Here is a 19,199-nt window from a genome sequence, read left to right as displayed (position 1 = left end):
CCGCTGGTACGACGGTCGACCACCGTTCCGACCGGGGACGGGGCCGGCCGTGACGCCACTGGAGCGGGTTGTCGCGGCGCTGCACGCGGCGGATCCGGAGCTGGACGCCACGGCCGTTGCGGAGTCGCTCTGGCTGGCTGCGCGGCTGGGCCCGGCAACACCGCCGCCGGTGGGCACCGACCACGGAGCGCCGGCCGACGCACCGGGCACTGAGGTTCCGGGCACCCCGGAACACCGGGCGGCACCGCCGAGTGCCCCTCTACCCGTGCCCGAGAGCGGCGCGCCCACGGCGCCGCTCCACGAGCGGTTACCCGGGTCGGACTCGCTGGTCCGCGGCGATGTGAGCAGCATTCCGCGTGCGGGTGCGCTGCCGCGGGCGCTGGAGGTGAGCAGGGCGCTGCGTCCGTGGAAGCGGCTCTGGCGCACCGGCCGGCGTAACGTCCTGGACGTCGGAGCGACGGTGGACGGCTATGCGCGCAGCGGTGAGCTGCTCCCGGTGTTCAGCGCGGCACCGGAGCGGTGGTTCGACCTCGTCCTGGTCGTGGACCGGTCGCCCTCGATGCAGGTCTGGGGGGAGACCGTTGACGCCCTGACCGGGACGCTGGACCGCCTCGGAGCGTTCCGCACGCTCCAGGTGCGTGACCTGACCTTCGGCACCGACTCCACCATCCGACTACGCGACCCACAGGGCCGATCGAGCACCGCAGGACAGCTGCGCTCCCCGAACGGCCGCCGCCTGGTGCTGACCGTCTCGGATTGCTCCGCCGACGCCTGGCGGGCGCCGGAGGTCTGGCGTCAACTGCGCGCCTGGGCCCGGACGACACCGGTCGCCCTGCTCAACCCGCTGCCGACCAAGCTGTGGCGCCGCGGCGGCCTCGATCTGCCGACGGTACGGGTGACTCCCGGCCCGCCGGGTGCGGACAGCTCCCAACTCTCCTTCCGTCTTCCGCTCCTGCTGCCGGAGGCCGACCGGGACGGCGCCGACGGCGGTTGGCTCCCCCTCCCCGTCGTCTCACTGTCACCGCACCAGCTTGATCGGTGGTCGCGAACGGTGGTGCTCGCGGCTCCCGAAGGCTGTGCCGCGGTCCTCGTCCCGCCCGGCGGCCGCATGCCGGGTCGGCACGTCCAGGTGCGTCCTGCGGCATCCAGAGGGCCTGCGGAACGGGCCGAGGGCTTCCTGCGGACGGCGGCACCCGCGGCCGCCCGACTGGCCGTCCTGTGCTCGCAGTTCGACCGGCTGAGCCTGGGGCTGCTGCACACCATCCGCGAGGAACTCGTCCCCCGGGCGACCACGGCAGACCTCGCCGAGGTACTGACGAGTGGCGTGTTCACCTGGGAGACGGATGTAGACGGCTCGGCGCAGGTGGTCGTGCCGCAGCAGGCGCAGGCCCGGTTGCGGCAGGACCTCACGGAGCACGAGGTGTGGCGACTCAACCGTGTGCTGAGCCGCTCCGTCTCCTTGCAGAGCGGTGGCCGGGGACGGCTGCCGGCGGTGGTCCAGCACCGGAACGGGCAACAGGAGGTATCTGCGGCCTCGGTGCCGTTCGGCCAGGCGCTTGAGCGGACACGGGAGTTGCTCGGGCTCCCCGCTACGAGTAGCACCGGTGCCGCGGATACGCCCGCCGACGCGACACCCGGGGACCGCGTCGGCCTCGCAGGCTTCGCCGTGCGGCTGGCGCTGGCCATGCTGCCGCCGGGTGCCCGGTCGAGCTCGGACGAACTGGCGGCCGTGGTGGACCTGGTCGCGGCCGAGCTGGGGGTGTACGGCCGCCTGGACCGTACCGAGCTGCTACGGCAACTCGAGACATTGGTGACCATCCATCAGGAGCCTGTCCCCGGGCCACCGGACATCACCGCGCACATCCCCTGGGCGGGTCGCCGCACGGAGGGCCGCAGTCAGGGCTTCTGGGAGCGCTACCTGCGATACCTTCAAGAGAGCCGATCCGCGCGGACCGACTGGGTTCGATCCCTCGACGAGTCTACCGACGACGTACTGGGCCGACTTGAGGATCCGCGTCGGCCCGGCAACTGGCGCCGTACGGGCCTGGTCATGACCCATCCCGGGTCGGGCGGTACCAGCCACGGCATCGGCCTGGCCGCCAAGGCCATCGATGCGGGGTACCGCCTGATCGTGTTCCTGAGCGGTACAACCAATGTCATTCGGGCTCAGACCCAACGCCGGGTCGACGAAGGCCTGCTCGGCTTCGACACCGGATTCCAGCGGTCGGACCGGGACGGTGCGGCGGAATTTCGAATCGGCGCCGGTGCTCTGGCCCACGCCGAGCACCTCAGCATTCTGTCGTTGACGAGCAGCACGATGGGAGGGGACTTCGCCGGGGTGGATGCGGCGAGGCTCAACCCTTCCCTGGGCACCATCCCCATAGTCCTCGTCATCAAGAGGAACCGCCGGATCATCGACTCCCTGCGGGACTGGCTCACCCACACTAGAGGTACGCCCGACCCGGTTACCGGGGAGCTCGTCGTCCGCGGCCTTCCGCTGCTCGTCATCGACGGTGGTGGCATGTCCTACGACTACCTGCCCAAACGACGGGCGAACGTCCCATTGGTCGCCGAGAGCAGCGTCTACAAGCTGGTGTCGTCGTTCGAGAAGGCGGCGTTGGTGGCGTACCCGTCCACACCCTATGAGCCGGCGCTGTTCCACCGGTTCCCGGATACGTTCGCGTGCCGCTTCTCCACCTCTCCACAGTCGCCGGATCTCGAAGCACAGCTACGCCTGTTCGCGTCACAGGGCGACGAACCAACTCGGACGGGCGCCGACCCGACCGCGCTCGTGCAACTCGTCACGGACCACGAGCGGTGGTTGCCGAACCGGCACACCGCGAACTCCGTACCGGCGGCGGAACTGCCCCCCTCGCTGCTGGAGGCGATCAACGCCTTCGTCCTTGTCTGTGCCGCCCGCCGAGCCCGGAACTGGCCTCGGTTGTACAACTCTATGTCGATCTCCGTCAGCCGCTTCACCAGGGTCCAGGCGCTGGTGCGTGAGCAGGTGACGGCACGCCTGGACTTCATCGCATCCGCTCTGCGTGACCACCGCACACAAGGGGCGGCCCAGTTGACGACCTACCTCAGAGCGATGTGGCTGTCCGTCTTCGCACAGACGGAGACGTCATGGAGCGAGGTGGCGGAGCATCTGGCGGCGGAGGCCGCAAGAATTCGTGTAGTGGCGCTGAACAGTGCTTCCGACGACCGGCTCGACTACCACCTTGGCGTCCTCAGCGTGGTAGTGGTCGGTGGCACGAAACTCGCACAGGGCCCGGCACCCGAAGGCTTGGCCATCAGCTACAACCTCCTGCCGCACAACATGAGGAGGGCGCTGGTGTTCAGGGCCCTCCAAGGGGATCAAGAGCTCTGTCGTCACTACACCACCATGGACGCGGCGAACAGTTACTCGAGTACGCGCTCGTCGGCCGATGCGCCCGTTCGCCAAGCCCGTCAGCCGACCGGCTCCGAACCGCCCGCGGTGAGAACCCCCCAGGACTTCGCCGGTTCCCGTGTCGACACCCTGCGGTTCAGCCTGTTGCCCGCGGTGCTGCAGCAGAACCTCCGCACACTGGAGGACTTCGTCAGGTCGCTCGACGAGATCGGACACCACACCGCCGAGCCCACCAACGGGAGCGTGATGTGGCGGGGTGTGCCGCACGAGCTGGTCCTCTCGCGCTTCTTCGACACCTATCTGCCCGGCGCCGAAAGCACCTTGGTGCCGGCTGAACGCGTCGCCGCCTACATCCGGCGACGCGTGCCCCGGGGCGAGCTCCTAGCCTGGAACGTCCAGCTCATCAGTAAGGCGGCGGCATCACACGAGCACGACATCGCCGGCCATCGCATCGGCCTCGTGACACGCAGAGCTGTGGATCCCCCCGCAGCTGCCGCCTCCTACAGGGTAAACGCCCTGATGAACCCGCGTGACGAAAGTCGGGACCTCGACCAGCAGCAGTACCTCGACGCACTGAGGATGACCCGGGAGAACGCGGAGTACCGCGGTGCTGTCAGTGTTCCCGAGGTACCTGCCGGACCAGCCGTCAGAGCGGTACGGCGCCCCGACCAACCACTGCTGACCATCTACCTGCTCGAATCGCCGATCCCCGAGGCCGATGCCCCGGGAACCCCGGTCGTGGGGTTCGCCGTGAGCTTCCCCTTCGGGGACGGGCCGGAGGCCGGCGGTTGATCGTCAGGGGTCCAGGCGTCGGGACCAACCGCGTGGCGGTTGTTGAGGACGGCAACGACGCCGCCCTGCGCGGAAATGCGGGACGGCGTGTCGGGTAGGTGGGCCGCACCTACCCGACACGCCGTTCAGGCCTGGGCGGGTGCCGTCAGGCTCCGTCCAGGGTTTCCAGCAGTGCGGCCAGGAACTGCTTCGGCTGCTCCAGGTGGACGCTGTGGCCGGCGTCCTCGATGACGACCTCGCGGACCCGGCCGCCGGCGGCGGTGTAGCGGGCGAGGGCGGCGCGGGTCTGGGAGACCATCGGCTGTGCGGGGCAGGCGGCCTCGCCGGGCCAGCCCGGGATGGCGCCGAGGGCCCCCAGGTGGGCGAGGTCGAAGAGCGAGGTGTCGGAGACGATGACGTCGGCCGAGCCGCGGATCCACAGGATCGGCGGCTTCGGGTCGACCAGTTCCAGGTCGTCGATCCGGAAGTGGGTCGGCGCCAGGGAGTTGAGGACGCCCCGGTCGCCGGGTGCGGAGCCCGGCCAGGTGTCGCTCGGGCGGGTGTCGCCGGGGTAGTGGTCGTCCCCGGTCCGGGTGGTCAGCATGGCGGCCACGTAGCGGTCCGGCTCGGCCAGCGGCTTGCTGACGTAGGCGGTGTCCAGCACCGAGCGCGGTGCGAACGGTGAGTCGGCACCCGACTCGCCCTCGCTCAGCAGGCGGACGAACTCGGGAGCCGCGCCGCCGGCGCCGGAGCCCGCGCCGTCGGGCGAGTTGAGCCTCCCGTCCACCCCGTGGGTGCCGCCGAAGCCGTACGGGGAGACCGGGTTGACCAGGGTGAGCGAGCGGACCAGCTCCGGGTGGTCGCGCAGCAGTTGCAGCACCACCCCGCCGCCCATGCTCCAGCCGACCAGGTGCACCGGGCCCAGGCCGAGCGCCTGGAGGTAGGAGAGCAGGTCCTCGCTGTGGTCGCGCAGGCCGCGGGTGGCGTCCACCGGCAGCGGCTCGGTGCCGCCGAAGCCGCGCAGGTCGGGTGCCAGCGGGCGGTAGCGGTCGGGCAGGTCGGCCATGGTCGGGTGCCAGAAGACACCGGAGGAGACGTTGCCGTGCACCAGGACCACGGGCTCGCCCGTGCGGCCCTCGATCTCGGCGTGGTTCACGGTCAGCCGGTCGGTGGCTATCGGTCGATCGGTGATCATCGGACCTGTCCTCTTAGTTCAGCCAGCCGGCGACCTGCGCGTTGGCCGCGCTGTCCCAGCCGAGTTGCAGGTGGTTGGCGAGGGGGATCAGCGCGGTGCCGCCGACGGTGGCGATGCCGGTGGTGTCCAGTGCGCTGGCCACGAAGACCACGCCGTCGCTGGGGCCGCGGTTCTCGTTGAAGATGCCGACGATGCTCGGCGTGCCGCCCGCCAGGAGGTAGGTCGTCACCGAGGCGGGCACCCCGGCCTGGTGCAGTGGGGCGATCAGCGAGCCGGCGTTGATCGCGGGCTGGATGCCGCCGCCGTCGGTGTAGAAGCCCTGCCCGCCGTAGTAGGTGGTGTACCAGTCCTGCTGGGACTGGTCGAGGCCGAACACCGAGTCCCAGCGGGCCAGCATCTGCCGCTGCCCGGGGTAGACGTCGTAGCCGCCCGAGGGGGTGAAGGAGAACTCCGGGTGCGCGGTGTAGGTGCCGTAGCAGGTCATCCGAAGGTGCGGCGAGGGGGCGTTGACCTGGCCGCCGCACTGCGGCCAGATGGAGAAGTCGTGCGCCCAGCCGTGGGCGAAGGGGTAGTCGTAGCCGCCGTTCGGGCCGCCGATGGTGATCAGCTTGCGGACGTCGCCCGCGTACGGGCGGCCCCAGGAGGGCTTGACCGAGGACACGTAGGAGCGCGCGGACATCTCGCCCTTGCTCCAGCCCGCCACGTCCACCTGGGGGACGCCGAGCTTGGCGCGGATCAGCGCGACGGCGTCGCCGACCGCCTGGGCCTGCATCAGGTTGTCGCCCTGCTTGTGCGCGAAGCCGATGGCGAAGACCCGGTAGCCCCGGCTGGAGAGGTACTGCATCAGACCGGTGTTCGGGCAGGAGACGGAGCCGCAGCCGTAGCCGCCGGACTCACCGGGGTTGGCCCAGGCCCGGTCGGGGTTGTCGTTGGCGCCGTGCACCAGCAGCACCGGGACCTGGTGCGCGCCGGTGTTCCAGCCCGGGGCCGAGTAGAGCAGGAAGCGGCCGGAGAAGGGCTGCTTGACGCCGCCGAAGAAGGTGAGCCGCTGGCCGTCCTGGTTCCCGCGGCCGTCCGGCGGGTACTGCTCCTGCTTGAAGCCGGTGGTGGTGTCGACGTACCGCTCGACGCGGTCCCAGCCGTTGGCGACGGTGTTGTAGGTCGCCTCCAGCGTCAGATTGGACGGCACCGCCGCCGAGGCCGACCCCGCCGGGACGACCGCGCCGATCAGCACGAGCACGCTCGCGAGCAGCCAGCCGAAGCCCTTCCGCCTACCACGTCCGCTTCCCCACATGCCGCCGTCACTCCTCCACACCGAGGTATCAGTGCGTGACACCCTATGGACGGCGCAGTGTCCTCCCTATGTCGGCGGCCCATACCCCGGGCGCCGCGGTATGGGCGTCGGCCACCTGGCCAGGCGCGGTCCCCGGCGAAGCCGCACCGGCACGCCGCGGGAGGCCGCACCGGCACGTCGCGGCACCCCCCTTGGGCGGTGCCGCGACGTGCAGCGCGCTACTCGGCGGTCAGTCGCGGGGTGCGCGGGGGCGCCGTCCGCCGGGTGCCGGTGGCCTCGAAGGCCGCGGCGAGGGTGAGCAGGGCGTTGTCGCCGTAGGCGCGGCCGGCGAAGGTCAGGCCGACCGGCATGCCGATGTCGGCCATGGTGCCCATCGGCACGGTCACGGTCGGGATGCCGAGGTGGCGCGGCACCAGGTTGCCGTTGGCGACCCAGACGCCGTTGCGCCAGCCGAGGTCGGCGGACGGCTCGGAGACGTCCATGTCGGCCGGGCCCACGTCGGCGACGGCGGGGAAGACCACGGCGTCCAGGCCGAGTCCGTCCATCCACTCCTCCAGGTCGACCCGGCGGGTCTCCTCCAGCCCGCGCAGGCCCGCCTCGAGGTGCGGCATGTCGGTGAAGGAGGCGTACGGCCGCTCGCGCACCAGGCGCGGGTAGTCGCCGATGGTGTCGTCGAAACCGGCGTAGCGGTCCGGGAGTTCACCCTGCTGCTTGGGCCAGATGCGGTCGGCGTCGACCTCGGCCAGGGTGCCGAGCTCCGGGTCGCCGTTGGCGCGCAGGAAGTCGTCCCAGGCCCAGGCGGAGAGGTCCTCGATCTCGACGGTGAGGAAGTCGCGGCCGACCAGCCCCCGGGTGAACAGGGACGGCGCGCCGGGGCGGTCGGACTCGTAGTTCGACACGACGGGGAAGTCGACCTCGACCACCTCGGCGCCGGCCGCCTCCAGGTCGCGGCGCGCGGCCTCCCACAGGGCGATCACCGAGGCGCGGGTCTCGATCCGCTGACCGGTCTGGCCCCCGATGCCGCCCTCGGGGTTCGTGCCGGCCGCCGGGTCGGCGTTGATGTACATCCGCGGCACGCCGACGCGCTTGCCGACGAGTGCGGCGCGCGCCGCCGGCGCGTCGGCGGGGGCGAGCGCCGGGTAGGAGGCGGGCCGCACCTGGGACGGCGCGGGCAGCTCCACCCACGGCTGGGCGCGCCAGAGGTCGCCGCGCGTCTCCGGGTCGTCGGCGACCACGACGTCGAGCAGTTCGAGCAGGTCGGCCATGGTGCGGGTGTGCGGGACCACGACGTCCATGGTCGGGACGAGCGGCCAGTTGCCGCGCACCGAGATCACTCCGCGGCTGGGGGTGTAGGCGCACAGCGCGTTGTTGGACGCGGGGGCCCGGCCCGAGGACCAGGTCTCCTCGCCGAGGCCGAACGCGCCGAACGAGGCGGCCGTCGCGGTGCCGGAGCCGTTGGAGGAGCCGGAGCCGTAGGCGCTGGTGAGCCAGTCGGCGCTGTACGGGCTCTCCGCGCGGCCGTACACGCCGCGCTGCATGCCGCCGTTCGCCATCGGCGGCATGTTGGTCAGGCCGATGAGGACGGCGCCGCCCGCGCGCAGCCGCTCGACGGCGAAGGCGTCGCGCTGGGCGACGAGGTGTTCGAAGGCGGGCGAGCCGGCGGCGGCCGTCAGGCCCTTGGCGAGGTAGCTGTCCTTCGCCGTGTAGGGGATGCCGTCCAGCGGGCCGAGGCTCTCGCCACGGGCGCGGCGGGCGTCGGAGGCCTCCGCCTCGGCACGGGCGTCCGGGTTCATCACGACCATCGCGTTGAGGGCGGTGGCGGTGCCGGGCCCGTCGTAGGCGGCGATCCGCGCGAGGTAGGCGTCGAGCAGCCCGACCGCGGTGGTCTCGCCCTTCTCCAGCGCCGCGCGCAGGTCGGCGATACCGGTCTCCACAACATCGAATCCGCGTGTCATGCGGCTGTCTCCTGGGTGGTCGGGCAGGTGGTCGGGCAGCTGATGCTGGAACGGTGGTGCTGGAACGTTCCAGCACGTGCACCTTAAACAGTGCTGGAACGTTCCAGCAAGAGACCGCGGGACCGGACCGGGAGATCGGCGCCGGGCTGCGTCTAGACTTCCGGGCTGTGACCAGCCGCTCCGTGACCCTGATCGACGTCGCCCGGGCGGCCGGGGTGTCCAAGAGCACCGCCTCCAACGCGCTCGGCGGCTCCGGCCGGGTGTCCGAGGCGACCCGCGAGCGCATCCAGGACGTGGCCCGGGAGCTCGGCTACCGGCCGAACACCGCGGCACGCAGCCTGCGGCGGTCCAGCACCGGTGCGATCGGGCTGCACCTGCCGCGCACCGCGACCCGTCTGGACTACTACATGAACCTGGCGTTCGGCGCGGTCGAACGGGCCCGGGAGGACGGCCTGGACCTCGTCCTGCTGGCCCCCGGCACCGCCTCCGGCGGCGGACTCGCCTCCCGGGTGGACGGCCTGCTGGTGATCGACCCCGAGGTCGACGACCCGGAGGTCCCGGACCTCCTGGACGCGGGCGTGCCGGTGGTCACCGGCGAGCGCTACCTCGGCGGGGGCGTCGCGCCGAGCGGCGCGGTGGTGTGCGACAACGCGGCCTCGCTGGCCGCGCTGCTGGACCACCTCGCCGATCGCGGCGCCCGGCGCCCCGCCCTCCTGGCCCCCGGCCCGGGCTCCGACTGGGCCGGCGCGCTGCGGGAGGCCGCCGAGACCTGGAGCCGGGCCCGGGGCGTGGAGGTGATCGTGCGGACGGTCCCGTTCGCCGCCACGCCGACCGAGGCCGAGGCCGCCACCGCGGAGCTGATCGCCGGAGTCCCGGGCCTGGACGCGGTGGTGTGCGCCCCCGACGGCGCCGTCTCCGGCGTCCTGGCGGGCGCCGCCCGGGCGGGCCTGCGGGCCGGGACCGACCTGCTGGTGGCCGCCTGCGTGGACGGTGCGGCGGCGCGCGGTGCGAGCCCGCAGGTCACCGCGGTCGACCTGCGGGCGGCGGAGTACGGGCGCGCGTGCGCGGCCCTGTTGAGCGACCTGCTGGCCGGGACGGCCGAACCCGGTGTCGTCCGCCGCCACGACTGGGCGCTGAACCTCCGGGCGTCCACCGCCGGTCGGCCCTGAAGCCGCTGCGCGCCTTCAAGCCCCCCGCCCGCCTTCAAGCCCCCGCCTGCGGATCCCCTACGGCAGGACGGGCAGCGACTCAAGCCCCCGCATCAGCCGGGTGTGGCGCCAGTGCAGTTCGGCACCGGGCACCGCCAGGCGAAGCCGCGGAAAGCGGGTGGCGATGCGCCGCAACGCGATCTCGCCCTCGGCGCGGGCGAGGGGCGCCCCCAGGCACCGGTGGATGCCGTGCCCGAAGGCGAGCTGGCCCCTGGCGTCCCGGTCGAGGTCGAGCCGGTCCGGGTCGGGGAAGCGCGCGGGGTCGCGGTTCGCGGCGCCGGGCGCGATGAGCACCGGGCAGCCCGCGGGGATCTCGGTGCCGCCGAGACTGACGGCCTCGGTGGTGAACCGGAAGGTGGCCGTGCTCACCGGCGGGTCGAGGCGGAGCAGCTCGTCCACGGCCGGGTCGACCAGGCCGGGCTCATCGCGCAGGCGCTGCAGGGAATCCGGCGTCCGCAGCAGGGCGAGGAGGCCGTTGCCGATCAGGTTGGTGGTGGTCTCGTGCCCGGCCACCAGAAGGAGCACGGCGAGGGAGACGAGCTCGTCCTCGCCGAGCCGGTCCTCGCCGTCGCGGGCTCGGATCAGGTCGTCGAGCAGGCTGTCGTCGGGGGTGCGGCGCTTGGCCGCGATGAGGTCGGCCATGAATCCGGCGACGGCGTGCGAGGCGGAGTCGATCCGGTCGGGCTGCCCGGCCGCGAAGAGCTCGTTGGACCAGGTGCGCACCGCCGCGCGGTCGGCGTCGGGGACCCCGAGCAGTTGGCAGATGACGGTGACGGGCAGCGGGACGGCGAGCCCCTCGATGGCGTCGACCGGCTCTCCGGGCACCCACGCGTCGAGCAGCTCGTCCGTCACGGTGGCGATGTAGGGGCGGAGCCGCGCAACGGCGCCCGGTGTGAACGCCTTCGTCACCAGGCTCCGCAGCCGGGTGTGCTGCGGCGGGTCGGTGGCCAGCATGCTCCGGGACACGGCGGGGTGCAGGTTGCGACCGGTGTCCTTGCCGGCGAAGAACGCCGCCGTGTCCTTGGACAGCCGCGGATCGGTGAACGCCTCCCGCGCTTCGGCGTACCCGGTGACGAGATAGCTCGACCGCCCTCCTGCGCCGGGTACCTCCTGGACCGGCGAGACGCTTCGGAGCGCCGCGAAGGCGGGGTACGGGTCCCGGAAGAACCCCGGGTCCTGAAGTGGGTTGCCCATGCTGATCCCTGTGCCGTCTCGAGCGCCGCCGCCTCACCCGAGGCCGTCCGGACGATACCGCCCGCGGCGCCGGCCGCCTGCGCGACGCCGTCATCGCCGCGCAGGCGGCCCGTGACGAGGTGCGGGCGGTCCGGTCGCCGGCGTTGGAGGCAATGCTGTTGACCCGCCAGGCTGTGCGACATCCCGCGAGTTCTCCTGAGCCCCGCTGAGTGACCGAGGCCGTGGCCAGGGGCTTCCTCCTCCTTCGGGTGCTCTGACCGAGAAGACCGCCTTCCTGGTCGACGAAGCGTCGGTGAAGCTGACCTGACCCTGACCTGACCGTCCCTGGCCGGTCCGCGCCTGTGGGCTCCGTCCGTGCGGACGGAGCCCACAGGCGCGTACGGACTTCCGCCCGGGGCCGCTCAGCCGGCGTGTACACGCGCCGTCTACGCGATGTGTATCGGACTGCCGGAGCGTGTCCGCGAGGTCGGGACCAGCCCGGCCTCCCGGAAGGAGAACCGGTACGACATGACACGAGTACACCGCCTCGGCTCCACAGCCCTGCTGGCGGCCGGCGCCCTCCTCGTGGCGGCCGGCACGGCGTTCGCCGCGCCCGCCCTCGACGAGCACGCCACCGGCCCCCGCATCACGGCGCAGGGGGCTCCCGCCCCCGCCGCACCGCTGCACCTCCCGCCGCCCCGCCTGGCCTCCGGGGACCAGGAGGTCCCGCTTCAGCCGCCGGCGCCGCCGAGCACGGACCTGAAGCCGAACTCCAAGGCGGGCGTGGCCCCGAAGGCCGTCCAACCACGGGTCGGCAACCCGGTGACCGACATCATCTCGTCCCTCATCGACATCGTCGAGAAGCTCATCGACATCATCCAGAAGGCGATGGAGAAGCCGGACCGGGGATCCTTCGTACAGGCGGTCGTCAACGACACCGCCGCACGCACCGGCGGCCACTACAACATCATGCTGGTCGCCGACGACGCCCACTTCGACGCCTCCTTCGCGCACACCGTCTGGGACGGCCGTATCAAGTACAAGGACGGCCAGCTCTTCCGCCTCTTCATCTTCGACTCGGGACACTTCACCCTGCACAGCGACGGCGGCTGGAGCAACTGGGGCTTCTACGGCCGCTACAGCTCCAGCTCGGGCGAACTCACGTTCTACAAGTCCCCCGGCGACAGCATGAGGAGCGCCGCCAACGACGCCAAGTGCGTCGACGACCAGCAGGGCGGCCTGGGCAACGGCAACCCCATCCAGGTCTACGACTGCAACACCACCGACCCGCAGTGGTGGTACCGCGACGGGCCGGCGCTCAAGGTCAGCATCAGCGGCGTCACCAAGTGCCTCGACGCGGGCGGTGGCGGCTGGACCGACAAGGTCCAGCTCTGGGACTGCAACGGCACCCCGCCGCAGCAGTGGTCCTACGACAACGGCTCGCTGCGCAACGCCAAGTGGCAGTACTGCCTCGACATCCCCAACAGCAACCTGGGCAACGGCAACCGGCTGCAGATGTACCCCTGCAACGGCAGCAGCACGCAGCATTTCACCCTCCCCTGACGAGGGCTCGCACCGGCCCGGCCGCCCCGGCCCGGCCCGGCCACCACCGACTTCGACTCTAGGTGCACCCCCATGAAGAGAACCCTCCTGGGCTCCGCCCTGCTGTTCGCCGCGGGAACCGTCCTCGCCCTCGGGCCGACCGCGGCCGCGCAGTCACCGGACCGGGCACCGTTGCCCGCGATCGCCGCCGCGAGCGACCAAGGCAGCATCCCGCTCGCCGCACCCACCGCTCACCCGTCCGCGTCCCCGTCCACACCCGCGCACGCGGCGCCGCGCGCGCAGCTCGCCTCGTCCGGCGTCCAGATCACCAAGGACGACATCTCGGTGGGCGGCGCCATCCAGTCCCTGTTCGACCAGTACCCGTCCTTCATCTTTCCGCCGGACCAACTCGTCCAGGGCTTCGTGGCACACGGCGCCGACCTGACCGGCGGTCACTACAACCTGCTCCTGGTCCGCGCCGACGCCCAGTTCTCCATGAACTTCAGCACGGTCCGGGCCTCCGCGATCCTCACCTACAGCAGCGGCATCCGCTACAACCTCTGGATCTTCGACCAGGGCACGTTCACGCTGCGCAGCGACGGCGGATGGACGAACTGGGGCTTCTACGGACGCTTCAACAGCTCGGGGGGCAACGTCAACTTCTACCGCCTGCCCGGCGGGCCGGTGATCGGCAAGGACGGCAAGTGCCTGGACGTCCGCGCGAGCGGCACGGGCAACGGGACGCCCGTCCAGATCTACCACTGCAACAACACCAACGCCCAGTGGTGGAACCGGGACGGGCTCGCCCTGAAGGCCCTCGGCAAGTGCCTCGACGCCAACGGCGCCTCGGCCGGCGCGCTGGTGTGGCTGTGGGACTGCAACGGCACCCCCCCGCAGCAGTGGTACTACGAGAACGGCCAGCTGCGGAACGCGCAGTGGTCGTACTGCCTGGACATCCCGAACGGTGACACCACCGACCAGCGGCAGCTGCAGATGTACCAGTGCAACGGCGGCGACGCGCAGCGCTTCAGCGCCCCCGGCGACTGAGCACTGCCGCGACACCGCCCGACGAGCCGTCGGCTGTACCTCCCCGGGTACGGCCGGCGGTGCGCGTCCGGGGGCGCCGACCCGTGGGGGCGCGGCGCCGGGTGCGACGCATCCGAGAGATCCGCTCTGTGGTCATGCCGCGGTGATGGCATGGGGTGAAGCCGACGGCTGGTGATGCTCCACCTCCTGCTCGGTGGCCCATCGTCTTCAGCCTGGCCAACTGACGGCGGCCTGACGGGCCGCTCCGGTGGGGGTGGGTGCCGGCCCCACCGGATCACGCCGGGGCCGGCACCCGCCCGTCCGAAGGAGCCCGGCCAGGAGAGCCCGGTGCGGACGCGCCGGGCGGGGCCTCCCCGGGGGGCGGGGGGTGCTGGCGCATCATGGGCCGGGGGGACGGAAGGAGACTCGTGCCGCAGCCTGTCCCGCGGAGCGGCGGATGGCGCCCCTCCGTTCCCGCACTCCCCGGGCTCACCGTGCTCAGGGGCTACCGGAAGGCCTGGCTGCGCGGTGACCTGCTGGCCGGCGGGACCGTCGCGGCGTACCTCGTTCCGCAGGTCATGGCCTACGCGGGCGTTGCGGGCCTGCCGCCGGTCGCGGGGCTCTGGGCGATCCTCCCGGCGCTGGCCGTGTACGCCTTCGTCGGATCCTCCCGGCTGCTGTCGGTGGGGCCGGAGTCGACGACGGCGCTGATGACCGCCACCGTGGTCGGGCCGCTGGCCGGAGGGGACGCCGAGCGCTACGCGGTGCTCGCCGCCACACTCGCGGTGGTGGTCGGCGTGCTGTTCGTGCTGGCCTGGCTGGCCCGGCTGGGATTCGTCGCCGACCTGCTCTCACGCCCCGTCCTGATCGGCTACCTGGCCGGGGTGGCACTGATCATGATGGTGGACCAGCTGTCCAAGCTCACCGGCGTCGAGGTGGAGGGCGAGGGGTTCGGCCCGCAGCTGGGGTACTTCGTGCGGCACCTGTCGCAGGCGGACACCGCCACCATGGTCCTCAGCGCGGCGGCGCTGCTCTTCCTGTTCGCCCTCCACCGCTTCCGTCCAGGGCTCCCGGGCCCCCTGCTGGCCCTGGTCGCCGGCACGGCCGTGGTGGCGGCGTTCGGGCTCCAGGACCACGGCATCGCGGTGATCGGCGAGATCCCGGCCGGACTGCCCAGCCCCTCCCTGCCGGACCTCGGCGAGGTGCGCCGACTGGCGCTGCCCGCCCTCGGGGTGCTGCTCGTCGGCTACACCGACGTGATCCTCACCGCGCGGGCCTTCGAGTCCCGCGACGAGGGCGAGCAGCTGGACGCCAACCAGGAGCTGCTCGCCCTCGGCGGGGCCAACCTCGGCGCCGGACTCCTGCACGGGTTCCCGGTCAGCAGCAGCGCCAGCCGCACCGCGCTCGCCCAGTCGGCCGGCGGCCGCACCCAGGTGTACGCGCTGGCCGCCGGGGTGGCCGTGCTCGCCGTGCTGCTGTTCCTCGGCCCGCTGCTGACGTACACGCCGTCCGCGGTGCTGGGCGCGCTGGTGGTCTTCGCCGCGCTCCGGATGATCGACCTGGCGGGGCTGCGCCGGCTGAAGGCCTTCCGGCGCCGGGAGTTCCTGCTGGCGATCGGCTGCCTGGTCGGGGTGCTGGCGCTGGACATCCTGTACGGGGTGCTGGTGGCCGTCGGGCTGTCGGTGGCGGAGCTGCTGAGCCGGGTGGCCCGCCCGCACGACGCCGTCCAGGGCCTGGTGCCCGGTGTCGCCGGAATGCACGACGTCGACGACTTCCCGCAGGCCCGGACCATCCCCGGGCTGGTCGTCTACCGCTACGACTCGCCGCTGTTCTTCGCCAACGCGGCGGACTTCCGCACCCGGGCGCTGGCCGCGGTCGCCGAACAGGTGGACCCGGTCCGCTGGTTCGTCCTCAACGCGGAGGCCAACGTGGAGGTCGACATCACCGCGCTGGACGCGGTGGAGGAGCTCCGGGCCGAACTGTCCGCCCGCGGCGTGGTCTTCGCGCTGGCCCGGGTCAAGCAGGACCTGCGGAGCGAGCTCGACGCGTACGGGCTGACCGACTCGGTCGGCGCGGACCGGATCTACCCCACCCTGCCCACCGCCGTGGCCGCCTACCGGGCCTGGGCCTCGGGCGGCGGCCCCGGAGCGCCGCCCACCGGCCGGGGGTGAGCCGGCCGGGGCAGTGGCGGCCGGGCTCCGCAGCAGGCGGCCGACGACCCGTCGGAGGTGCCTCCCGTTGGACCGATGCCGGTGCGCCAAGGGCCCGGATTGCTTTGGTGGCAAGGGCCGTTCGCGTCCATCCTCTATGATCCGGCGCGGGGGAGGGGCGCGTCGTGGTGCGCCAGCGTGCCCGCCCCCGTCGGCGGCGCGGGTGCGTCGCCGACCGGACGCTCCGATGATCGGGAGACAGACTCGGTGATCCTCGCCCAACGTGCCCGCCGCGTGCTCGCCGCCGCGGCCTCGGCACTGACCCTGGCCCTGATACCCGCGGGACCGGGCACCGCCTCGGCCGCCGCCGCCGCCGACGGACCGGTACCGGCGGACCTGACCGCCGCCCGCGCCTTCACCGACACCTTCCACCAGGACCCCTCGCTCGACACCGACCCGTTCTACGGGCTCAACGTCGGCCTGCAGGCCCGGCAGTCGCCGCCGGCCGGACAGCGGCCGATCTCCTACACCCGGGTCTCCGGCAACTGGTACGACGCCGCTCCGGCGGACCCGTGGTGCGTCCAGGTCAGCCACCCGAACCACCCCGACCGGATGGTGTTCGCGAAGGGGCTGTCGGCCGTCATGCTCGGCGCGCCCGCCGTCGCGGACGACTCCGGCCACTACACCGTCTCCACGGTGGTCGACCCCTCGGTGGGCGACACCACCAGCCAGGACTGGGCCTCGATCGTGCTCAGCCGCGGCCACCGCGGCACCGGCTACGTGACCGGCGCCGACGTGGACCTCGGACTGACCGTCACCTCGGGCGGCAGGCTGAGCCTCTTTCACGGGGGAGGCGGGGAGACCCCGTTCTGGAGCGGCACCGTCGCCCCGGCCGCCGACTACGCGGTCTCCCTCACCGTCTCCACCGGCGCGGACCGCTCGGTGGCGCTGACCGTGAACGGCACCACCCTGAACGCCACCGCCCCGGCCGGGGTCACCCGCTGGCCGAGCAGCGCGTTCCTGTACCTCGGCGCCTACCTCGACGCCGGCACCGCCAAGGTGACCACCTTCGGCGACGGCGCCGGGAACGGCCTGTCGGTCAGCCGGGTCGACACCGCCGTCGGCGCGAGCGCCAAGCCGCTGGTCGACACCTTCGACGGCGCGTCCGCCACGGCCGCGGACTTCGGGCTGAACCAGGGCCTCAGCGCACGTCAGCCGAGCCTGGTCTCGGCGAACTACTCCGCGGAGTCGGGCATCGACGGCCTGGTCGCCGACCCCGCGCCGGGCGCGGTGCAGGTGAACACCCCCGCGCACCCGAACGTGCTCTCCTTCCCCCGGGGCACCGCCGCGGTGCGCCTCACCAAGCCGGCCACCGCGGACCTCGACGGCCGCTACACCGTGCACGCGGTGCTGACGCCGGTGGTCGGGAGCACCACCAGCGCCGACTGGGCCTCGCTGGCCGTCAGCCGCGCCTCCAACGGGACGGGCGCGGTGGACGCGCCCGACGTTGCGCTCGGCCTGCGGGTGCGGGCCGACGGCGGGCTGGCGCTCTACCAGGGCGGCGCCGCGACCGCGCTGCCGGGTGTCCCGGCGGCCCCCTCCTACGCGGTGTCCGTCGCGGTGGCGAGCGGGTCGGCCGAGCGGGCGACCGTGACGGTCAACGGGACGACGGTGTTCTCCGGTCCGACCGCGGCCGAGCTGCCGCGCGACGGGTACGTCGTGCTGGGCTCGCACCAGTCGGCGGCCGGCCAGGTCACGACCGTGGACGACCTGCGGGTGTCGATGCTCGGCGGGCTCGGCTACTACGGGTACTACGACATCCGGGACCCGGATGAGGACAACGGCGCCGACCACACCGCCGAGGTGGCCTCCTGGACCAACTTCAACGGCTACCTGCGCGGCGACGACCCCCGGCTGGACTTCCTGGACCGCTGCCTGCCCGCCTCCTGCGTCATCGACGTCAACCACGAGGTCGTCTCGAAGGTCGACTGGCAGCGGGTCGAGCCGAAGCCGGACGCCGCGGCCAACCTCGCCGGGCTGGTCGACAGGATCGGGTCCAACCTGGACAAGATCGGCGCGGTCTACCTGACCGACGAGGCCTACTGGCGCCAGATGACCCCCCAGCAGGTCCAGACCCAGGCCGACCAGATCCGGGCGGCCTTCCCCGGCAAGCTGCTCATCTTCGACTACGACGCGGGGAGCCTGCGGGCCGCAGGCACGGGCACCAACCCCGCCCCCCGGGGCGTCGACATCATCAGCGCCAACCAGTACTGCCTGGGCCGGGGCAACGTCCAGGACCTGCTGGCCCTGCTGAAGACCAAGCTCGCCTCGCCCGACCAGCACCTGATGCTCTACCCGGAGACGCTCGTCGGGCCGGGGGGCTCGGACAACTGCGAGGCCGTCACCGACGGGCCGCTGGTGAAGCTCAACGCCGAGTACCGGGCCGCCGCCGCGCAGGACCCGCGCCTCGTCTACCTGCACCCCTTCCGCTGGACGGGTGCGGCGATACCGGCCCGGGTGCCGCTGACCGTCGCCCACCAGCAGGCGACCGGCAGGGAGGTCGTCAACGCCACGCCCACCCGGCGCCCCTCCTCGGTCGGCGTCTACCGCCCGTCCGAGCAGCTCTTCGCCGAGGGCTCGCACAACGGGGCCACGATCGCCCGGGCCGTCTTCGGCCGCGCCGGAGACATCCCGCTCACCGGCCACTGGAACGGACCGGGCGTCGACACGGTCGGCGTCTACCGGCCGGACACCCGGGAGTTCGTGCTGGCGAACGCCGACGGCACCCCGGCCGCCCCGGTGACGTTCGGCGACGTCGGCGACGTCCCGCTGGCCGGCGACTGGAACGGGGACGGGCGGACCACGATCGGGGTCTACCGGAAGAGCGACCAGACCTTCTACCTCAGCGACGACAACGCCTCCGTCACGGACTGGATCAAGCTGGGCAATCCCGGCTGGACCCCGCTGGTCGGCGACTGGGACGGCAACGGCACGACGACCGTGGCCGTCTACGACCCGACGACGCAGTACTTCTACCTCAACGACTCCAACCGGACCGAGAACGTCCGGGCCGTCAAGTACGGCAACCCGGGGGACACCCCGATCAAGGGCGACTGGGACGGCACCGGCATCGACACCGTCGGCGTCTACCGGCCGGATGACCGGACCTTCTTCGGGTCGGACGCCGGCGGCGGCCTGACCGTCTACCGCGCGACCTTCGGCAACACCGGCGACCGCCCGCTGGTGGGCAACTGGGGCTGACGCCCGGCCGCACCGAACCCCGCACCGAACCCGGGCCGAGCCCGGTGGAGGCCTCCGTCCGACCGGGTGACCGGTCGGGCGGGGGCCTCCGTCGTCCCCCGCGCGGCCGGGCCGGTTCGTCGGGGCAGCGGTCGTGACGGGGTCGAAGTAGGGATGTAAGGTAAACCTTGCCTAATTGCCCGAGGGGAGGCCGGACCGCTTCCACTGCGGTCGCCGAACAGGGGAATCGG

The 19,199-nt window shown here is 72.6% G+C and carries 10 protein-coding genes; 6 read left to right on the top strand and 4 right to left on the bottom strand.

Going from position 1 to position 19,199, the window contains the following annotated elements:
- The first annotated feature begins 49 nt into the window (after positions 1-49).
- Complete coding sequence (locus ACIGZJ_RS15620; protein WP_396457713.1) at positions 50-4,186, top strand: SAV_2336 N-terminal domain-related protein; 4,137 nt, start codon at positions 50-52, stop codon at positions 4,184-4,186.
- 145 nt (positions 4,187-4,331) lie between these two features.
- Here ACIGZJ_RS15620 and ACIGZJ_RS15615 read toward each other — a convergent pair whose 3' ends face one another.
- From ACIGZJ_RS15615 to ACIGZJ_RS15605, 3 genes are all read right to left on the bottom strand, one after another.
- On the bottom strand, positions 4,332-5,360 hold the full coding sequence (locus ACIGZJ_RS15615) for an alpha/beta fold hydrolase (protein WP_396457712.1): 1,029 nt from the start codon (positions 5,358-5,360) through the stop codon (positions 4,332-4,334).
- Positions 5,361-5,373: 13 nt separating this feature from the next.
- Entirely contained in the window at positions 5,374-6,654 is a 1,281-nt protein-coding gene (locus ACIGZJ_RS15610) for an esterase/lipase family protein (RefSeq protein WP_396457711.1), read from the bottom strand.
- A 218-nt stretch (positions 6,655-6,872) separates the two neighbouring features.
- The gene (locus tag ACIGZJ_RS15605) at positions 6,873-8,609 is read right to left on the bottom strand and encodes an amidase (protein WP_396457710.1); all 1,737 of its coding nucleotides are present in this window, start codon (positions 8,607-8,609) and stop codon (positions 6,873-6,875) included.
- Positions 8,610-8,776: 167 nt separating this feature from the next.
- Here ACIGZJ_RS15605 and ACIGZJ_RS15600 point away from each other — a divergent pair, with 167 nt between their 5' ends.
- Positions 8,777-9,778 carry a LacI family DNA-binding transcriptional regulator gene (locus ACIGZJ_RS15600; RefSeq protein WP_396457709.1) on the top strand — a complete coding sequence of 334 codons (1,002 nt, stop codon included), beginning with the start codon at positions 8,777-8,779 and terminating at the stop codon, positions 9,776-9,778.
- A 57-nt stretch (positions 9,779-9,835) separates the two neighbouring features.
- Here ACIGZJ_RS15600 and ACIGZJ_RS15595 read toward each other — a convergent pair whose 3' ends face one another.
- Positions 9,836-11,011, bottom strand: coding sequence for a cytochrome P450 (locus ACIGZJ_RS15595; RefSeq protein WP_396457708.1), 1,176 nt, complete (start codon positions 11,009-11,011; stop codon positions 9,836-9,838).
- 507 nt (positions 11,012-11,518) lie between these two features.
- Between ACIGZJ_RS15595 and ACIGZJ_RS15590 the strand changes: the two genes are divergently transcribed.
- From ACIGZJ_RS15590 to ACIGZJ_RS15575, 4 genes are all read left to right on the top strand, one after another.
- Positions 11,519-12,553: a ricin-type beta-trefoil lectin domain protein gene (locus tag ACIGZJ_RS15590; RefSeq protein WP_396457707.1), complete on the top strand. Its 1,035-nt coding sequence runs from the start codon at positions 11,519-11,521 to the stop codon at positions 12,551-12,553.
- 72 nt (positions 12,554-12,625) lie between these two features.
- Entirely contained in the window at positions 12,626-13,579 is a 954-nt protein-coding gene (locus tag ACIGZJ_RS15585; protein WP_396457706.1) for a ricin-type beta-trefoil lectin domain protein, read from the top strand.
- A 380-nt stretch (positions 13,580-13,959) separates the two neighbouring features.
- Entirely contained in the window at positions 13,960-15,729 is a 1,770-nt protein-coding gene (locus ACIGZJ_RS15580; protein WP_396457705.1) for a SulP family inorganic anion transporter, read from the top strand.
- A 246-nt stretch (positions 15,730-15,975) separates the two neighbouring features.
- Complete coding sequence (locus tag ACIGZJ_RS15575; protein WP_396457704.1) at positions 15,976-18,969, top strand: hypothetical protein; 2,994 nt, start codon at positions 15,976-15,978, stop codon at positions 18,967-18,969.
- Positions 18,970-19,199 lie beyond the last annotated feature (230 nt).

This window comes from Kitasatospora sp. NPDC052868 (genome assembly GCF_044547105.1).
In the GTDB taxonomy this organism is placed as follows: domain Bacteria; phylum Actinomycetota; class Actinomycetes; order Streptomycetales; family Streptomycetaceae; genus Kitasatospora.
This window is presented reverse-complemented; position numbering and strand designations above follow the sequence as displayed.

Coding starts and splice junctions, on each gene's coding strand:
- ACIGZJ_RS15615 (WP_396457712.1), bottom strand. CDS start 5,360: ATGATCACCGATCGACCGATAGCCACCGACCGGCTGACCGTGAACCAC.
- ACIGZJ_RS15610 (WP_396457711.1), bottom strand. CDS start 6,654: ATGTGGGGAAGCGGACGTGGTAGGCGGAAGGGCTTCGGCTGGCTGCTC.
- ACIGZJ_RS15605 (WP_396457710.1), bottom strand. CDS start 8,609: ATGACACGCGGATTCGATGTTGTGGAGACCGGTATCGCCGACCTGCGC.
- ACIGZJ_RS15595 (WP_396457708.1), bottom strand. CDS start 11,011: ATGGGCAACCCACTTCAGGACCCGGGGTTCTTCCGGGACCCGTACCCC.
- ACIGZJ_RS15590 (WP_396457707.1), top strand. CDS start 11,519: ATGACACGAGTACACCGCCTCGGCTCCACAGCCCTGCTGGCGGCCGGC.
- ACIGZJ_RS15585 (WP_396457706.1), top strand. CDS start 12,626: ATGAAGAGAACCCTCCTGGGCTCCGCCCTGCTGTTCGCCGCGGGAACC.
- ACIGZJ_RS15580 (WP_396457705.1), top strand. CDS start 13,960: ATGGGCCGGGGGGACGGAAGGAGACTCGTGCCGCAGCCTGTCCCGCGG.